Source organism: Mesorhizobium sp. CNPSo 4684, assembly GCF_057784315.1.
This window is the reverse complement of sequence record NZ_JBWLUX010000042.1, coordinates 15238-29157: the sequence shown is the minus strand read 5'-3', so window position 1 is coordinate 29157 and position 13920 is coordinate 15238. Positions and strand designations below refer to the sequence as shown.

Below are 13920 nucleotides of genomic sequence, written 5' to 3'. Positions count from 1 at the left end.
CCGGCAGGGTCGCCAGGAGTGGGGCTGGTGTGAGAATGAATTCGAGCGTTGATCTGCTGCGAATCGAGGATGTCGGCATCTCGTTTGCCATTGTCGGGGGACCGTTGCATGCCGTCAGGCGCGCAAATCTTCGCGTCCTGCCGGGCAAGGTGACCGCCCTTGTTGGCGAGTCGGGTTCCGGAAAATCGGTTCTCAGCCAGGCAGTGATGGGCATTTTGCCGAACACAGCCAATGCTCGCGGCCGTATCCTGTTTTCCGATCCCGAGAAGCCCGGCACGACGCAGGATATCCTGAAGATGCCGCGCGATGGACCAGAAATCCGAGCGTTGAGAGGCAGCCGCATAGGCAAGATCTTTCAGGAGCCGATGACATCACTGTCGCCGCTGCACACGATCGGCAATCAGGTCAGCGAATCCTTGCAGATTCATACGCCCATGGCTCGAGCGGAGCGCAAGGTGCGGACCGAGGAAATGCTCAGCCTTGTAGGTTTTCCCAATCCCAAGCGCGCCTATGACATGTATCCGTTTGAACTTTCGGGAGGATTGCGGCAACGCGCCATGATCGCCATGGCGCTTATCTGCCGGCCCGCTCTGTTGATCGCCGATGAGCCGACGACGGCGTTGGACGTCACCATCCAGGCACAAATCCTGCAATTGCTGCGCGGGCTTCAGACCAAGCTGAACATGGCGATGCTGCTGATCACACACGACCTCGGAGTGGTCGCCAATGTCGCCGACGAGGTGGTGGTCATGTACCATGGCGAGATCATGGAAGCGGGACCGGTGGAGGCGATATTCCGCCGGCCAGGTCACCCTTACCTGAAGGGCCTGATGGCAGCCGTTCCGCATTTCGACCTGAAGCCTGGCGAAAGGCTAAAGGCGCTCCGCGAGGTGCCGGTGAATGTCGGCAACCTGCTGGGCAAGCAGACGGCGCCGGACTCGAAGGGGCCGGACGACATCCTGCTGTCGGTCAGGGATCTGAAAAAGGTCTACACCACCCGCAAGTCCGCATGGTTCGGCGGGAGCCATCAAACGTCTGTTCGCGCCGTGGACGGCGTGAGCTTCGACATTAGGCGGGGTGAGTGCCTCGGTCTGGTCGGCGAAAGCGGCTGCGGCAAAACCACCGTCAGCAAGATCCTGATGCGGGCTGTCACCCCCAGCGGCGGCTCGGTGGCCTTCAACGGCCGCGAAGGACCGATCGACGTCCTGGACGCCGAGGGAGACGCCTTGCGCTTGCTGCGCGCGAAAATCCAGATGGTCTTCCAGGATCCGGTTTCGTCGCTCTCACCTCGGATGACGGTTGAGAACATCTTGAGCGAGCCGCTGGAAATCCATCAACGTGGCAATGCCGCGTCCCGACTGGCCACGGTCAAGAGCCTGATGCAGGCAATCGGGCTCGATCCGCGCTTCATCAAGCGCTATCCCCACAGTTTCTCCGGCGGGCAGCGTCAGCGTATCGGCATCGCGCGCGCGTTGGCGCTGGGGCCTGAGCTCCTGATCTGCGACGAGCCGGTTTCGGCGCTCGATGTCTCTGTCCAGGCGCAGATCCTGAACCTTCTGAAGGACCTGCAGAAAGAACTGGGTCTGACCTACCTGTTCATATCCCACAATCTGGCGGTGGTGGATTACATGGCGGACCGCATCGCGGTGATGTGCGGCGGGCGTATCGTCGAGCTTGCGCCGCGCGAAATTCTGCTCAGGAAACCGATCCACCCCTACACGCGCTCACTGCTCGCCGCAGTCCCTTTCCCCGATCTCGACCGGCCGATGGATTTCAAGACGCTGAAGCTCGGCGGCGCTTCCGACACCAGCGCATGGGGACCGCAATTCCGCGACGAGGGCGAAGAGGATATGTTGTCGCCGCTCGATCTTGGCGGCGGCCATCTCGTGCTGGCCCGACGTTCCGCCGATGTCAGCGAGTTGCGCCATTGATCAGCCGTCGCACCCTCCTTGGCCTCATGGCTTCGGCACTCCTGCCGGGCACGTCGCGCGCTGGCGATCTGGAGCCGGACTTTCTTCAGCCGCAGCTGACGGCCAAGGCGCTGCCGGCACTGCCCGAGCGCTTGCCCAAGAGCCCGCGCGCGTTGAATCTCGCCGCCATGGGCCGGCAGCCCGGCGAGTATGGCGGCACGCTGCGGACGATCATCGGCAGCCAGAAAGATATCCGGATGATGACGATCTACGGGTATTCTCGGCTGGTCGGCTATGACGAAAAGCTTAACTTGCAAGCCGACATTCTCGAAAGTTTCGACGTAGCGGATGATCGCATCTTCACCTTCAAGATACGCGAAGGACATAAATGGTCCGACGGCAGCCTGCTGACGCCGGAGGATTTTCGCTATTGCTGGGAAGATGTCTGGCTGAACGATGAGCTTTCGCAAGGCGGGCTCGCTCCGGCCCTGATGGCGGGCGGCAAGCCGCCGCGCTTCGAGATCGTCGATCCGTTGACGGTGCGCTACAGTTGGGATGCGCCCAATCCCGACTTCCTGCCCAAGCTCGCTGCCGCTGCGCCGCTATCGCTTGTTCTGCCGGCCGCCTATCTCAAGCAGTTCCACAAGAAATACCAGGATCCATTCCGGCTCGCTGGCCTGATGAAGGAGAACCGGGCCAAGAAATGGACGCTCCTGCATATCCGCATGTCGCGGCAGTATCGCCCGGAGAACCCTGAGCTGCCGACGCTCGACCCCTGGCAGAACCGGACCAAGCCGCCGGCCGAGCAGTTCATCTTCGAACGCAACCCGTTCTTCCATCGAATAGACGAGAATGGCCGGCAACTGCCCTATGTCGACCGGATCATCCTGAATGTCAGCTCATCGGCGATCATCTCCGCCAAGACCGGTGCGGGCGAGAGCGACCTGCAAGGCCTGGGAATTGACTTCACGGATTACGCTTTCCTGAAGGACGCGGAGAAGCGCTACCCGGTGAAGATGCATCTGTGGAAACGCACTCAGGGTTCGCGGCTGGCGCTGCTGCCCAATCTGAACTGTGCCGACCCAGTGTGGCGTGGCCTTTTGCGTGACGTGCGCGTGCGCCGCGCCCTTTCGCTCGCTGTGGACAGGCGCGAGATCAATTTGGCCGTGTTCTACGGATTGGCGCAGGAAAGTGCAGATACGGTCCTTCCGGAGAGCCCGCTCTACCGGCCGGAATTCGCGAAAGCATGGGTCGCACATGATCCCGACCAAGCCAATGCCCTGCTCGACGAGGCCGGGCTTCAAGCACGTGACGATGATGGCCTGCGCATGCTTTCCGATGGACGTTCTGCGAAGATCATCGTGGAAACGGCCGGCGAAAGCACGCTGGAAACCGACGCGCTCGAACTCATCACCGATCACTGGCGCAAGATCGGCATCGCCTTGTTCATCCGGACTTCGCAGCGCGACATCTTCCGCAGCCGCGCGCTTGGCGGCCAGATCATGATGTCGATGTGGTCGGGCATCGACAATGGCGTGGCGACCGCCGACATGAACCCGTATCAGCTGGCTCCCACCATCGACGACCAGCTGCAATGGCCGCTCTGGGGCGCGCACTACCTATCTCATGGCAAGATGGGCGAGGCGCCCGATCTTCCTGAAGTGGTCGAGCTGATGGCTTTGCTCGAACGCTGGAACGCATCGACCGCAACCACGGAGCGCGCCGAAATCTGGAATTCGATGCTGTCGATCTACACCGATCAGGTGTTTTCGATAGGCACCGTGAACGGAACGCATCAGCCGATTCTGGTGTCCTCGCGGCTGCGCAATCTGCCTGACAAGGCACTCTACGGCTACGACCCGACTGCCTATTTCGGTGTCTACATGCCGGATACATTCTGGCTTGGAGGCTCCTGAGCGTGCTTCGATATCTTGTCTGGCGCATCGCCGTGATGGTTCCAACGTTGCTGGTCATATCGGCACTGGTGTTCACGATCATCGAACTTCCGCCGGGCGACTATTTTGACAGCTATGTCGCCGAGCTTCGGGCCCAGGGCGAAGCGGTGGATTCCGATCGCATCGAGATGATGCGCAAGGAATATGGTTTCGACCAGCCGCCGGTCATTCGCTACTTCTACTGGGTCGGCGGGATGCTACACGGCGATTTCGGCTATTCCTTCGAATATGAGCTGCCGGTCCGCGACGTCGTCGGGGACCGAATGTGGCTGACCGTGCTGGTTTCCTTCGTCACGATCATCTTCACCTGGCTCATTGCCTTTCCGATCGGCATGTACTCCGCCACGCATCAGTACAGCTGGGGCGACTACGGCCTGACTTTCCTCGGCCTTCTCGGCCTTGCCATTCCGAATTTCATGCTGGCGCTGATCCTGATGTACTTCGCCAACATCTGGTTCGGCACGTCCATCGGCCACCTCATGGACCAGCAATATCTCGGCGAGCCGATGAGCTGGGCCAAGGCGAAGTCGATCCTCGCCCATCTCTGGATCCCGGTCTTGATCATCGGCACCGGGGGCACGGCAAGCATGATCCGGCGGCTGCGCGCCAATCTGCTCGATGAGCTACACAAGCAATATGTCGTGACCGCGCGCGCCAAAGGCCTTCATCCGTTCAGGGCACTGGTCAAATATCCGCTGCGCATGGCGCTCAATTTCTTCATTTCCGACATCGGCTCCATCCTGCCGGCCATCATCTCCGGCGCCGAAATCACGGCGATCGTGCTGTCATTGGAAACGACCGGGCCGATGCTGATCAAGGCGCTGCAAAGCCAGGATATGTATCTGGCAGGGTCGTTCCTGATGTTTCTCGCCTTCCTGACGGTCATCGGCGTGCTGATTTCCGACCTGGCGCTGGCGATGCTTGATCCACGAATTCGTTTGCAGGGCGGCAGCACCAAATGAACACGCAATCACCGCTGCCCGCTCCGGGGGCTCCACTGCAGCACTACATTTCCATCGAGCCCTTTGACCTGCAGTCGGTCGAGGCGATGACGCCGGAGCAGTCGAAGGTCTTTCAGGCGTCGCAGTTGCGGCTGATGTGGTGGAAATTCCGCAAGCACCGGCTTGCCCTTGTATCCGGCATCTTCCTGGCGGTGCTTTATTTCGGGATACTGATCTGCGAGTTCCTGGCGCCCTACAATTTGCACACGCGCAACATGGACTACATCTATTCGCCGCCGCAGCAGGTGCACCTGTTCCACAACGGCGAGTTCATCGGGCCGTTCGTCTATGGCCGCCAGATGATGCTGGACATGGACACGCTCAAGCGGAACTACATCGACAAACAGGATGATGTTCAGCGGCTCCGTTTCTTCTGCAAGGGCGACAGTTACCAGTTCTGGGGCCTGATCGAAGGTGACAGGCATTTTGTCTGCCCGGCCGAAAACGGCCAGCTCTTTCTGGCCGGCACTGACAGGCTCGGGCGGGATGTGCTCTCGCGCATGATCTATGGCGCACGCATTTCTCTGACGATCGGCCTCGTCGGTATCAGTTTCAGCTTCCTGCTCGGCATCGTCATCGGAGGGCTGGCCGGCTACCACGGCGGTATCTTCGACCTGATCGTTCAACGGATAATCGAAGTTCTGCAATCGATCCCCAGCATTCCGCTATGGCTGGCTCTGGCGGCGATCATGCCGATAACCTGGAGTCCGATCCTGATCTATTTCGGGATCACCGTCATCCTCGGGTTGCTTGACTGGACCGGACTGGCGCGTGCGGTGCGTTCAAAGCTTCTGGCCTTGCGCGAGGAGGATTACGTTCTGGCCGCGCAATTGATGGGTGCCGGGAGCAGCCGCATCATCCGGCGGCATCTCATTCCCGGCTTCATGTCGCATCTGATCGCGACGGCGACGCTCTCGATACCCGGCATGATCCTGGGCGAGACGGCGCTGAGCTTCCTCGGGCTCGGCCTGAGGGCGCCGATAACCAGCTGGGGCATCCTGCTCACCGAGGCGCGCAGCGTCAGCGTGATCGCGTTCTATCCATGGCTGCTTTTGCCGATGCTCCCCGTCGTCCTCGTCATCATGGCGTTCAACTTCCTCGGCGACGGCTTGCGGGACGCCGCAGACCCCTACAAATGACATCGCAGTTGCGCGGCGGCGAGCGCCTATTCCACCCGGTATGATCCTTGTCGGCAGCCTATGCGGTTGTTGCAGGGTTCGTCATTCGCCTCTATATGCGGCAAGCCTCGATCGGGGCTGCTGGTTCAGGACATACAATCGCATATGAGTCGCCTCGATAATTTCATCAGCAGGATGACCGCACAGCGCGACATTCTCAATCAAATCTGCCCCGAGGTGGCGAAGATGGAGGGGCTTGTGTTCGAGCTCGGCCTCGGCAATGGCCGGACGTTCCACCATCTGCGCGAGCGCCTGCCCGGACGCCGGATCGTGGTGTTCGACCGCGAAGTTGGCGCACACGCCAGCTCAATTCCCGACGCTGAAAATCTCGTGCTCGGCGATATACGCGAGACGGCGAGGAGATTCATTGGCATCGACGCCGCTCTTGTCCATGCCGACATCGGCACCGGCTATGAAGATCGCGATGCAGTGACCGCCACCTGGCTTCCCGATCTGATTGCGGGCATGCTTCGCGTCGGCGGCTTCGCGGTGAGCGGCACGCCGCTCGATCACCCGCAGCTGCAACGCCTGCCGGCGCCGACTTCGGAGCCCGCCGATCGTTATTTTCTCTGCAAGCGCGTGTGAGGGTGGAGACGGGTCCTTATAGCGTTTCCCGTTTTACGGAAACGGCGAACCCCTCTATCTCTTTGTTTTTCGCAATTCCCGGACGGAAAACCGCTCACACTTTTCCGGTATTATGGAGCAAACTCACCAAATATGATGATGTTTCCCGCTGCATATGTGGTTGCCGGGGAGGAAATTTAGCGACCCCACCTGGATTCGAACCAGAACCTGCGGAGTGAAAATCCGTTATTCTACCGTTAAACTATAGGCGATCAAGCAGACCGCCGGGGTCGCACGCCAGCATCTAGTTATTGGTTGACGCCACGTCAAGTGGAGAGGTGGGCTGCTCAAGTACGCGGCTAGCCGCCTGACTTGCCGCCCGGCAGGGCGCTTGTTTGGTTTTGATACCGTCCGCCATCTTGCGCGCCGTAAGCTTGGTCGGCGCCAAGCTCTGATGTGAGTTGAAAGAATGTGAGCTGGCAGGGTCGGTCCAGCAGCGGTTGGAGGGCTATATCCAACGGCCCACTGTTTCTGATTTCCAAGGTGATTTGGCCGCTCCAACCCGGCTGTATCCAAGGCGCGGTTTGGTGCATCGAAAGACCCACACGCGCATAGGTGCTTCGGCCTTCGACAAGAGCGATAAGATGTTTTGGCATGGAGATGCGTTCGTGGGTCAGCGCAAGAACAAACTCACCTGAGCCCAGCTCGAATTTTTCCGGTTTTCCCATGCCGTTGTCAGTGGAGAGCCGTTGCTTGGCATAGATACCAGCCCTAGCAATCGTCCCAAGACCGCCCGCTACAGAGAATGTAGCTCCATCAGCGGGTTGAAGTTTCGTGAAATCGAAGCCTAGTCGCAGATCGACCGACGCTTCACCCCATTGTTTTTCCTCTAACGGCGGATCGAAAACAATCCGACCCGCCTCGACTTCCGCCCTAATTTCCGACTGTGAAAGTATCATCCATTATGCAGCGAGAGGAAGAGTCTCCACCTTGTTTGCGGTGACATTTGCAAGCCCGTTGGTCGAGAAGAAAGAGCCTTCGACCATAACGGTCACAACCTCACCCTGCACAGATAAGACCTTACCCTTGATAAAGTGCTGCCCCCCCGTTTCACGAATATTTTCTTTGCGCGTGAACCCTGACACCTTGCCGTCAATAGAGTCAAACTCAACAAGCATCTCATCGTCAAATGGGCCGGGATTTACCTTGCAGACGATCCCTATGCTGCTCCCAATAATAAAGTTTACCACGATGAATCTCCCCTACCTGTCTGATTCGAGAGTTGATCAAATGTCATTCCAGATTCCTATTCGCCATAAACGATCCAGAAATATTTTCCTTGAGCGTGCTTTTGGAGTCACAGCGAACGGAACAAGAACACTGTGATCCATTTTTTACCCGGAAGCGAATCACAAACGTGTTTCAAGTGTCGCCGGTTCCGGGTTAACGGACCGTTCGCCAGTTTGTCACCCTTCCCCTACGCTTCCAGATTGACTTGCCTGACGCCGATTACGTCCATGCACATCATGAAAAACGCGGCGGTGAAACTGCCCCGGCTTATCTTGTTCGCCAGATTGCGCTCGCTTTCATGCGCGCCCTTCGCGGTCAGTTTTTCGGCCAGCGCGGCATAGGTTATGCCTCGGCGCTTCAACTCGCCTTTCAGTATGTTTTTCGCCTGCTCCTCATAGGGCGCAGTCAGGGAATTATCCGACATCATCATTTCTCCTGAAAAAACATCATGGATGATGATATACACCCTTGCATGTGCTGATTCAATGTCCTATATCCGATGCACAACATCATCGGATGTGATGTGTCTCAGCATTTCCTCCTCTCCCCCGCCGCCAAGACCCTCTCATTGGTCAAGGTCATGCGCATGTCGGACACGGAAGCCCGGACAGCTTTCCGCAAGATACGCTGGTCGGAAACGGATGGGGAGCCGGTCTGCCCCGGAATGCGGCGACGTCGATGCCTACGACCTCAAGACGCGCCAGGTTTACAAGTGCCGCGCTTGCTACAAGCAATTCAGCATCACGTCAGGCACGATCTTTGCCAGCCGCAAGCTGGCCGTGCGCGATATTCTCGCCGCCATCGCCGTCTTCATAAACGGCGCCAAGGGCTATAGCGCCCTTCAACTCTCCCGCGACCTCTCTGTTGATTACAAAACCGCCTTCGTGATGCTTCACAAGGTCCGCGAAGCCATAAAGCTGGCCCGCGCAGAAGGCGCGCTATCCGGCGACGTGGCAGTAGATGGCGCTTACTTTGGCGGCTACGTGAAACCGGAAAACAACCGCGCCGACCGCTAGGACCGTCGCCTTGCCGCCAATCCGGCAAGCGCCAGTCGGTCATCGTTGCACGTGAAACCGATGGCCGCACCATCATCCACGTTGGCCGCACGGAAGCCGATGGCGTTGCATTCTTCGCCGCCAATGTGCAGCACGGCTCGACCGTCCACGCCGACGAGGCGTCACACTGGGACAGGCTGGCGGCCTACTTCCCGATAAAGCGCATCAACCATCAGGAAGCCTATTCAAAGGATGGCGCTTGCACCAACGCCGCGGAGAGCTTTTTCTCGCGCATCCGCCGCGCCGAGATCGGCATTCATCATCGTATCGCTGGCGACTATCTCGGTTCCTACGCCGCCGAGATGGCATGGCGGGAAGATAACCGCCGCGAGGCGAACGGCACTCAGTATGCGATGGCGACCTACGCTGTCAGTGTCGCCCCGAAGTCGAAAAGGCTCTATGGATACTGGCAGCGCTGCGCCTAGCCCGGATGAGGGTAATCTTCGTCCTTTTCGTCCTGATCGGCGCGGGGCGCGGGCAGCATTGATTTGAGCCCGTTGATTACTGCGATCACGTCATCAGCTTCGGCTTGGTCGCGAATAGTCCCTGAGATCCAAAGCATTTTTTGCCGGATGCTGACCTCATATGGCTGAGGCCCTTGATCGTGTTGGCTTACCTGTCTCTCTGCGAGCGGCGGAGGCAGCTGGGCGACGGTCATTTGCGGAATCCTCTCAACCTGTTGATTTGGTTGCGATTCAACCACCGGAAGGGCCGCTTGTGAATAACTTTCGCTTCCGATCGCATTCTCCAAAAAGAGAAAGGTATCTAAGAAGGCTCTCGTCGCAGCGGGGATAGCAGTATGTGTGAACCCCTGCCTAATCAAAAACGCTTCCAGAGCAGTTTGAGACGGCAAACCATCCGTGAAACGGTCCATAATGCGTTGAAAAAGCTCGGGTTCTCTTGCTGCTTCCCGAAGTGCCATCGCTCTCGTGGCTTGCGTATCGGGATACAGGATTTCAACGGCTCGTGGTGTCAGGCGAACTTCGTTTTTCCCCGTCTTCGCCAGTAACCCAAACTGAATGAGGTTAGAGAGTATGGTAGCTGAGCGCCCGGAAATGCCGCTGTAGCCCATGGCCTTCGCAGCCACTTCCCGATCTACTGGATTCGTGCGTTCAACAAGATGCAATTCCCGAGCCATATCAATAGCTTGTTCTAATGGCGTGCTTGGGTAGCTCGGACTTCTCTGGCGTGAATCCATGTCAATTTCTCCGGTTGGAATCGAGGTTTGATCCGCCGAAGTATATTCTCAATGGCGCAAGAAAGAAAGAAAATCGTGAGGATGAGAAAATTTCCTAAGAATCTTTTCTCTTGACCGACCGCCAGCGCCAGACGATTATTGTCGCTGCGTGAGGCGATTCCAGCACGAGCGCAGATTGGAGGCGGACATTGATAGCGGTAGCTGAGCGGCACCATGAACACCGTGCCGGGCGGCAGTAACACGAAGGGCCACAAAGCAAATCGGCTGAACCCCGAAAATGCAATGTGACCCATGGTGTCAGCGGACAAACCCAACCCGCTGGGCGGGAGTGCTGGGAATGACGATCTAACAGCCTCGCAGCCGTAGATTCGCATTTCCTGGCGCCCGCTTCAAGGGGCTTTAGGAGACTGCATCGATGCAAGACCGCAAGCTCACTCCGGAGATGGTTCCGGTGATCAAGCTGGCCCGCCATCTGGATTACAACTACGCGCGTATCGCGTCGTATTTCCAGATCAATCAGGGCCGCGTAGCGGACGTCATGATGGGCCGAAAGTACCCTGACGTTCCGCCTGCGCCGTCGCTGCCGACTGACTTCCCGTCCTAAGCAGGCGATATTGACGAAATGCGGGCGGCCTACTGGTCGCCCCTTTTCAGTTTCCATAGCTTGTAAGGGCCGAATGCGTCGTGGTCGTCGGTCCAGCCGCAATCCTCGACCAGCCCTTGGATGACACAGACCTTTATGCAAGCGCCGATGCGTTTCCTTATCGCGGTGACGGTCTCCTCGTCGGCGGCTAGGCCACGGTCAGCAACCATAGCTCGGTGATCTGGCGCGACGTAAGCGGCGTGTTGGCTTCCCGCATGGTGTTGAGTACGAAACGCTTCACGGAGCCTTTCTGCGCCCGGTGCTTGGTCACGTATTCCTTTATCGCCCGCGTGTCAGCATTCGGATCGAACAGCCGAATGGCCGCGTCCAGATGGTCTATATCAACCGTCAGCTTTTTGATCTCGGCGCGATACTTGTCACGCAGGGTGGTTAGCTCGGCGTGCTTTATCGTAATCGCGAATGTTCACCATGCACGATGATATACACATCGTTTACGATGGCGCAAACATCATATTTGGTGAGTTTGCTCCATTATGCCGCACTTTTCCTGGAATTGCTCTAGGGACCAAGTCTTCAGGGGATCGTATAGACTGCTATCTCCCGCTCAATGCCGCGCAGCGAGACCTCATGAGGCACGGGCGTCAGCGCGTTCCTTTTCAACAGATCGGCGGTGAGATTGTCGTCGACCACGGCACGCGTGGCGAAGATCGCCTGTGCCTTGGCAAGGTTCTGGACCCGTGAAGCAATGTTGACCGTCTGGCCGAAATAGTCCTGCCGCTCGTTCATGGACACGGCGATGCAGGGCCCGGCATGGACTCCGATCTTGAGCAGAAGGTCCTCGCGCCCGCTCTTGTCATTGAGCGCACGCATGGCATCGCGCATCCTGAGGGCCGCGGCAATCGCACGATCTGGCGTCGCGAAGGTCGCCATCACCGCATCACCGATCGTCTTCACAACCGCGCCTGCCTCCGCCGCGACGATCTCGTGCAGAACCTGGAAGTGCTCGCGCACGAGATCGAAGGCTGAAAGATCGCCCACCCGCTCATAGAGCTCGGTCGATCCGCGCAGGTCGGTGAAAAGGAAGGTCAGGCTGGTGATCTTCAGTCGTTGGTTGATGTCGAGCGTATCCGTGCGATAGAGATCGCGGAACGTCTGGTTGGTGAGCAGGCGCTTGGCGGTCACGAAGGGCCGGCGCTTGCCGAGGAAATCATGCAATGCATGGCCGGCGATGAAGACCGCCGGCAGCACGCGGGTGTCTGTCCTGTTTTCCAGCGAAATGCGCAACGGGCCGGGTTGCATCTCCAGCGTCTGGCTCTGGACATGGTCGCGGTCGAAGACCAGAGAGAGAGTTCGGCGCTCTGTCGCAGGTTCACCCTTCACGTCGATGAACTGTGCAGAATGGGTGACAGGCTCGAAGACGATGACGAATTGGGACGGAAGCTGTATGTGCAGAACCGCCTTTTCACCGGGCGCAAGCTCGAGATCCTCCAGCGAGAACGATTCCATCTGTTTCGCCAGATCCTCTTCCGGAAGATCGGCGCCGGACCCCCAGTAGATCTGGCGGTAATATTCCACCAACGGCAGTTCGTGCGGATTGTGGGCGGCAATCCTGCGCACGCGGGGACTGACGGTGAATGTTACCTCGACCATCTCGTCGAGGGTCGGCGAATAGTCCTGGGAGCACAGCGAGCAGGTGTATTCGTCCCTCTGCATCGTTTTCAGCGTGGCGTTGGTGTCGAGCACGCCGCCACAGCCGGGGCACAGAACATTCCAGGAAATGTCGAAGATGCCCACCCGCGCCGCATGGAGAAAGGCGCTGATGGCGCGTTCCTCGTCGAGGCCATGCTTGCTGGCGAAGGCCAGCGCGTTGATGCGGCAAAGTTCGCGGTCCTTACCTTCCGCGATGGTTCGCCGGATCGCGTCGATTGCCTGCGGATCGACATCGGTCGATTGCCGCAGAAGCGAGAACAGATCCTGAGCTTCGTTCATCGTGCAGGCTCCGGAAAATGCGCCACTAGAGCATGATGCCGAAAAGTGTGAAGCGGTTTTTCGGACGACATCATGCTCTATCTCTTGATTTAGAGACGGATTCAGATTTCAGGTCGGACAGACCTGAAATCATCCGGCTCTAGGCGGGTTGGCCGGACCGCTCCTTGGTCCGAGTCCGCCATTTTACGCCGAAACGGGCCGTACGGCCATTCGAATAGACAAGCCTGGTGACAGTTCGATTTCCGTCCGCCGATTTTCACCGGCCGCAAGCGGCACTATGATGCTACATTGGGCATGCATTTTGGGGGCTTTCTCCATGCCGACATCCGACAACCCGCCATTTCCGGCGGCCCTGCGCATTTTCTCCTTAGGGGTCATCATCGTCCTGATCGTGGGCGCCGGCCTGTTTTTCGCGCCGGCACTGGTCAAGCCGCGTTGGCCTTGGCCTGTCACGCCATTCAGTGCCCGCTTCCTCGGCGGCTTCTACACCGCCGAAATGGCGGTGATGGCGGCGCTCTTGTTCTGGAATCGCTGGTCGCCCGGCAGGCTGGTGCTCGTCATGGCCTTCATCTTCACCGTCATCGTGTCGGCGGTTTCGTTGATCAATCTCGGCTATTTCAACTTCGGGCGAAAAGCGACCTGGTTATGGTTCCTGGTCTATCTTGCCTCGGCCGCGGTATCCGGGCTGTTCCTGTGGCGTTCCAGGGCCCGTCCTTCAGCAAAAGGCATGACCCTGAACCCCGCATGGCGCGGCTACATGTTGGCAGAAACGGCGATCCTTGGGCTCTATGGCGTCGGCATGTTGCTGTTTCCCCTGATGGTCAGCAGCACCTGGCCATGGCCGGTCGATCCCTTTCACGCCCAAGTCTACAGCGCCATCTTCCTCGCCGGCGCTGGCGGCGCATATCTCGTCTCGAAAAGCGCACCGCGCGAGGAGCTGCTGGTGCTCGGCCTGGCGCAGTTTCTGGTTGGCCTGCTTGCCATTCTTGGCCTTATCATCACCGACGCTGCGGTGCACCGGATCGACTGGACGGCGACCAGGACATTGTGCTGGCTCGCCCTTTTCGGCTGGATCGGCGTCAGTGGCGGCGCCAAACTCATCGCCGCTTCCCGGTATTTCAGCGCGCAATCGGCATCATAGGCTGCAGAGACGGCTGGATTTTCAGGTGATGTCCG

Annotated in this window: 12 protein-coding genes, 1 tRNA gene and 1 pseudogene; 8 read left to right on the top strand and 6 right to left on the bottom strand. The window is 58.7% G+C overall.

All coding sequences use genetic code 11. The annotated features are described in order from the left end of the window. The first annotated feature begins 35 nt into the window (after positions 1-35). From AC04SG_RS28875 to AC04SG_RS28855, 5 genes are all read left to right on the top strand, one after another. Entirely contained in the window at positions 36-1931 is a 1896-nt protein-coding gene (locus AC04SG_RS28875; RefSeq protein ID WP_488553825.1) for an ABC transporter ATP-binding protein, read from the top strand. Then, positions 1928-3826, top strand: a complete 1899-nt coding sequence (locus AC04SG_RS28870) for an ABC transporter substrate-binding protein (protein ID WP_488553824.1) — start codon at positions 1928-1930, stop codon at positions 3824-3826. Before AC04SG_RS28875 ends, AC04SG_RS28870 begins: the two co-directional genes overlap by 4 nt. Before the next feature lie 2 nt (positions 3827-3828). Continuing rightward, entirely contained in the window at positions 3829-4827 is a 999-nt protein-coding gene (locus AC04SG_RS28865) for an ABC transporter permease (RefSeq protein ID WP_477344868.1), read from the top strand. Beyond that, positions 4824-6005, top strand: a complete 1182-nt coding sequence (locus AC04SG_RS28860) for an ABC transporter permease (RefSeq protein WP_488553823.1) — start codon at positions 4824-4826, stop codon at positions 6003-6005. The genes AC04SG_RS28865 and AC04SG_RS28860 overlap by 4 nt, the downstream gene beginning before the upstream one ends. 144 nt (positions 6006-6149) lie before the next feature. Then, entirely contained in the window at positions 6150-6629 is a 480-nt protein-coding gene (locus tag AC04SG_RS28855; protein ID WP_192258786.1) for a class I SAM-dependent methyltransferase, read from the top strand. A 180-nt stretch (positions 6630-6809) separates the two neighbouring features. Here AC04SG_RS28855 and AC04SG_RS28850 read toward each other — a convergent pair. The 4 genes from AC04SG_RS28850 to AC04SG_RS28835 all read right to left on the bottom strand — a co-directional run bounded on the left by AC04SG_RS28850 (position 6810) and on the right by AC04SG_RS28835 (position 8364). Further along, positions 6810-6882: transfer RNA gene (locus tag AC04SG_RS28850), tRNA-Glu, on the bottom strand. A gap of 85 nt (positions 6883-6967) precedes the next feature. Then, positions 6968-7567, bottom strand: coding sequence for a dCTP deaminase (gene dcd / locus AC04SG_RS28845; RefSeq protein WP_488553822.1), 600 nt, complete (start codon positions 7565-7567; stop codon positions 6968-6970). Between the two features lie 3 nt (positions 7568-7570). Further along, the gene (locus AC04SG_RS28840; RefSeq protein ID WP_488553821.1) at positions 7571-7858 is read right to left on the bottom strand and encodes a hypothetical protein; all 288 of its coding nucleotides are present in this window, start codon (positions 7856-7858) and stop codon (positions 7571-7573) included. A gap of 227 nt (positions 7859-8085) precedes the next feature. Then, entirely contained in the window at positions 8086-8364 is a 279-nt protein-coding gene (locus AC04SG_RS28835) for a DUF6471 domain-containing protein (RefSeq protein WP_488553820.1), read from the bottom strand. 57 nt (positions 8365-8421) lie between these two features. On the opposite strand from AC04SG_RS28835, the pseudogene AC04SG_RS28830 reads away from it, so the two are divergent. Further along, positions 8422-9378: pseudogene (locus AC04SG_RS28830) on the top strand (IS1595 family transposase). On the opposite strand, the gene AC04SG_RS28825 reads toward AC04SG_RS28830, so the two are convergent. After that, the gene (locus tag AC04SG_RS28825) at positions 9375-10151 is read right to left on the bottom strand and encodes a hypothetical protein (RefSeq protein ID WP_488553819.1); all 777 of its coding nucleotides are present in this window, start codon (positions 10149-10151) and stop codon (positions 9375-9377) included. The pseudogene AC04SG_RS28830 and the gene AC04SG_RS28825 sit on opposite strands and share 4 nt — an antisense overlap. 415 nt (positions 10152-10566) lie before the next feature. Here AC04SG_RS28825 and AC04SG_RS28820 point away from each other — a divergent pair, with 415 nt between their 5' ends. Continuing rightward, positions 10567-10755 carry a hypothetical protein gene (locus AC04SG_RS28820; protein WP_488553818.1) on the top strand — a complete coding sequence of 63 codons (189 nt, stop codon included), beginning with the start codon at positions 10567-10569 and terminating at the stop codon, positions 10753-10755. A 573-nt stretch (positions 10756-11328) separates the two neighbouring features. Here AC04SG_RS28820 and AC04SG_RS28815 read toward each other — a convergent pair. Then, the gene (locus AC04SG_RS28815; protein ID WP_488553817.1) at positions 11329-12744 is read right to left on the bottom strand and encodes a DUF5939 domain-containing protein; all 1416 of its coding nucleotides are present in this window, start codon (positions 12742-12744) and stop codon (positions 11329-11331) included. A gap of 316 nt (positions 12745-13060) precedes the next feature. Here AC04SG_RS28815 and AC04SG_RS28810 point away from each other — a divergent pair, with 316 nt between their 5' ends. Beyond that, positions 13061-13885, top strand: a complete 825-nt coding sequence (locus tag AC04SG_RS28810; RefSeq protein WP_488553816.1) for a hypothetical protein — start codon at positions 13061-13063, stop codon at positions 13883-13885. Positions 13886-13920: the final 35 nt, after the last annotated feature.

What these genes read in the sequence shown, in the direction of transcription:
- AC04SG_RS28815 (WP_488553817.1), bottom strand. Translation starts at nt 12,744, where the DNA reads ATGAACGAAGCTCAGGATCTGTTCTCGCTTCTGCGGCAATCGACCGAT.
- AC04SG_RS28860 (WP_488553823.1), top strand. Translation starts at nt 4,824, where the DNA reads ATGAACACGCAATCACCGCTGCCCGCTCCGGGGGCTCCACTGCAGCAC.
- AC04SG_RS28855 (WP_192258786.1), top strand. Translation starts at nt 6,150, where the DNA reads ATGAGTCGCCTCGATAATTTCATCAGCAGGATGACCGCACAGCGCGAC.
- AC04SG_RS28820 (WP_488553818.1), top strand. Translation starts at nt 10,567, where the DNA reads ATGCAAGACCGCAAGCTCACTCCGGAGATGGTTCCGGTGATCAAGCTG.
- dcd (WP_488553822.1), bottom strand. Translation starts at nt 7,567, where the DNA reads ATGATACTTTCACAGTCGGAAATTAGGGCGGAAGTCGAGGCGGGTCGG.
- AC04SG_RS28810 (WP_488553816.1), top strand. Translation starts at nt 13,061, where the DNA reads ATGCCGACATCCGACAACCCGCCATTTCCGGCGGCCCTGCGCATTTTC.
- AC04SG_RS28825 (WP_488553819.1), bottom strand. Translation starts at nt 10,151, where the DNA reads ATGGATTCACGCCAGAGAAGTCCGAGCTACCCAAGCACGCCATTAGAA.
- AC04SG_RS28875 (WP_488553825.1), top strand. Translation starts at nt 36, where the DNA reads ATGAATTCGAGCGTTGATCTGCTGCGAATCGAGGATGTCGGCATCTCG.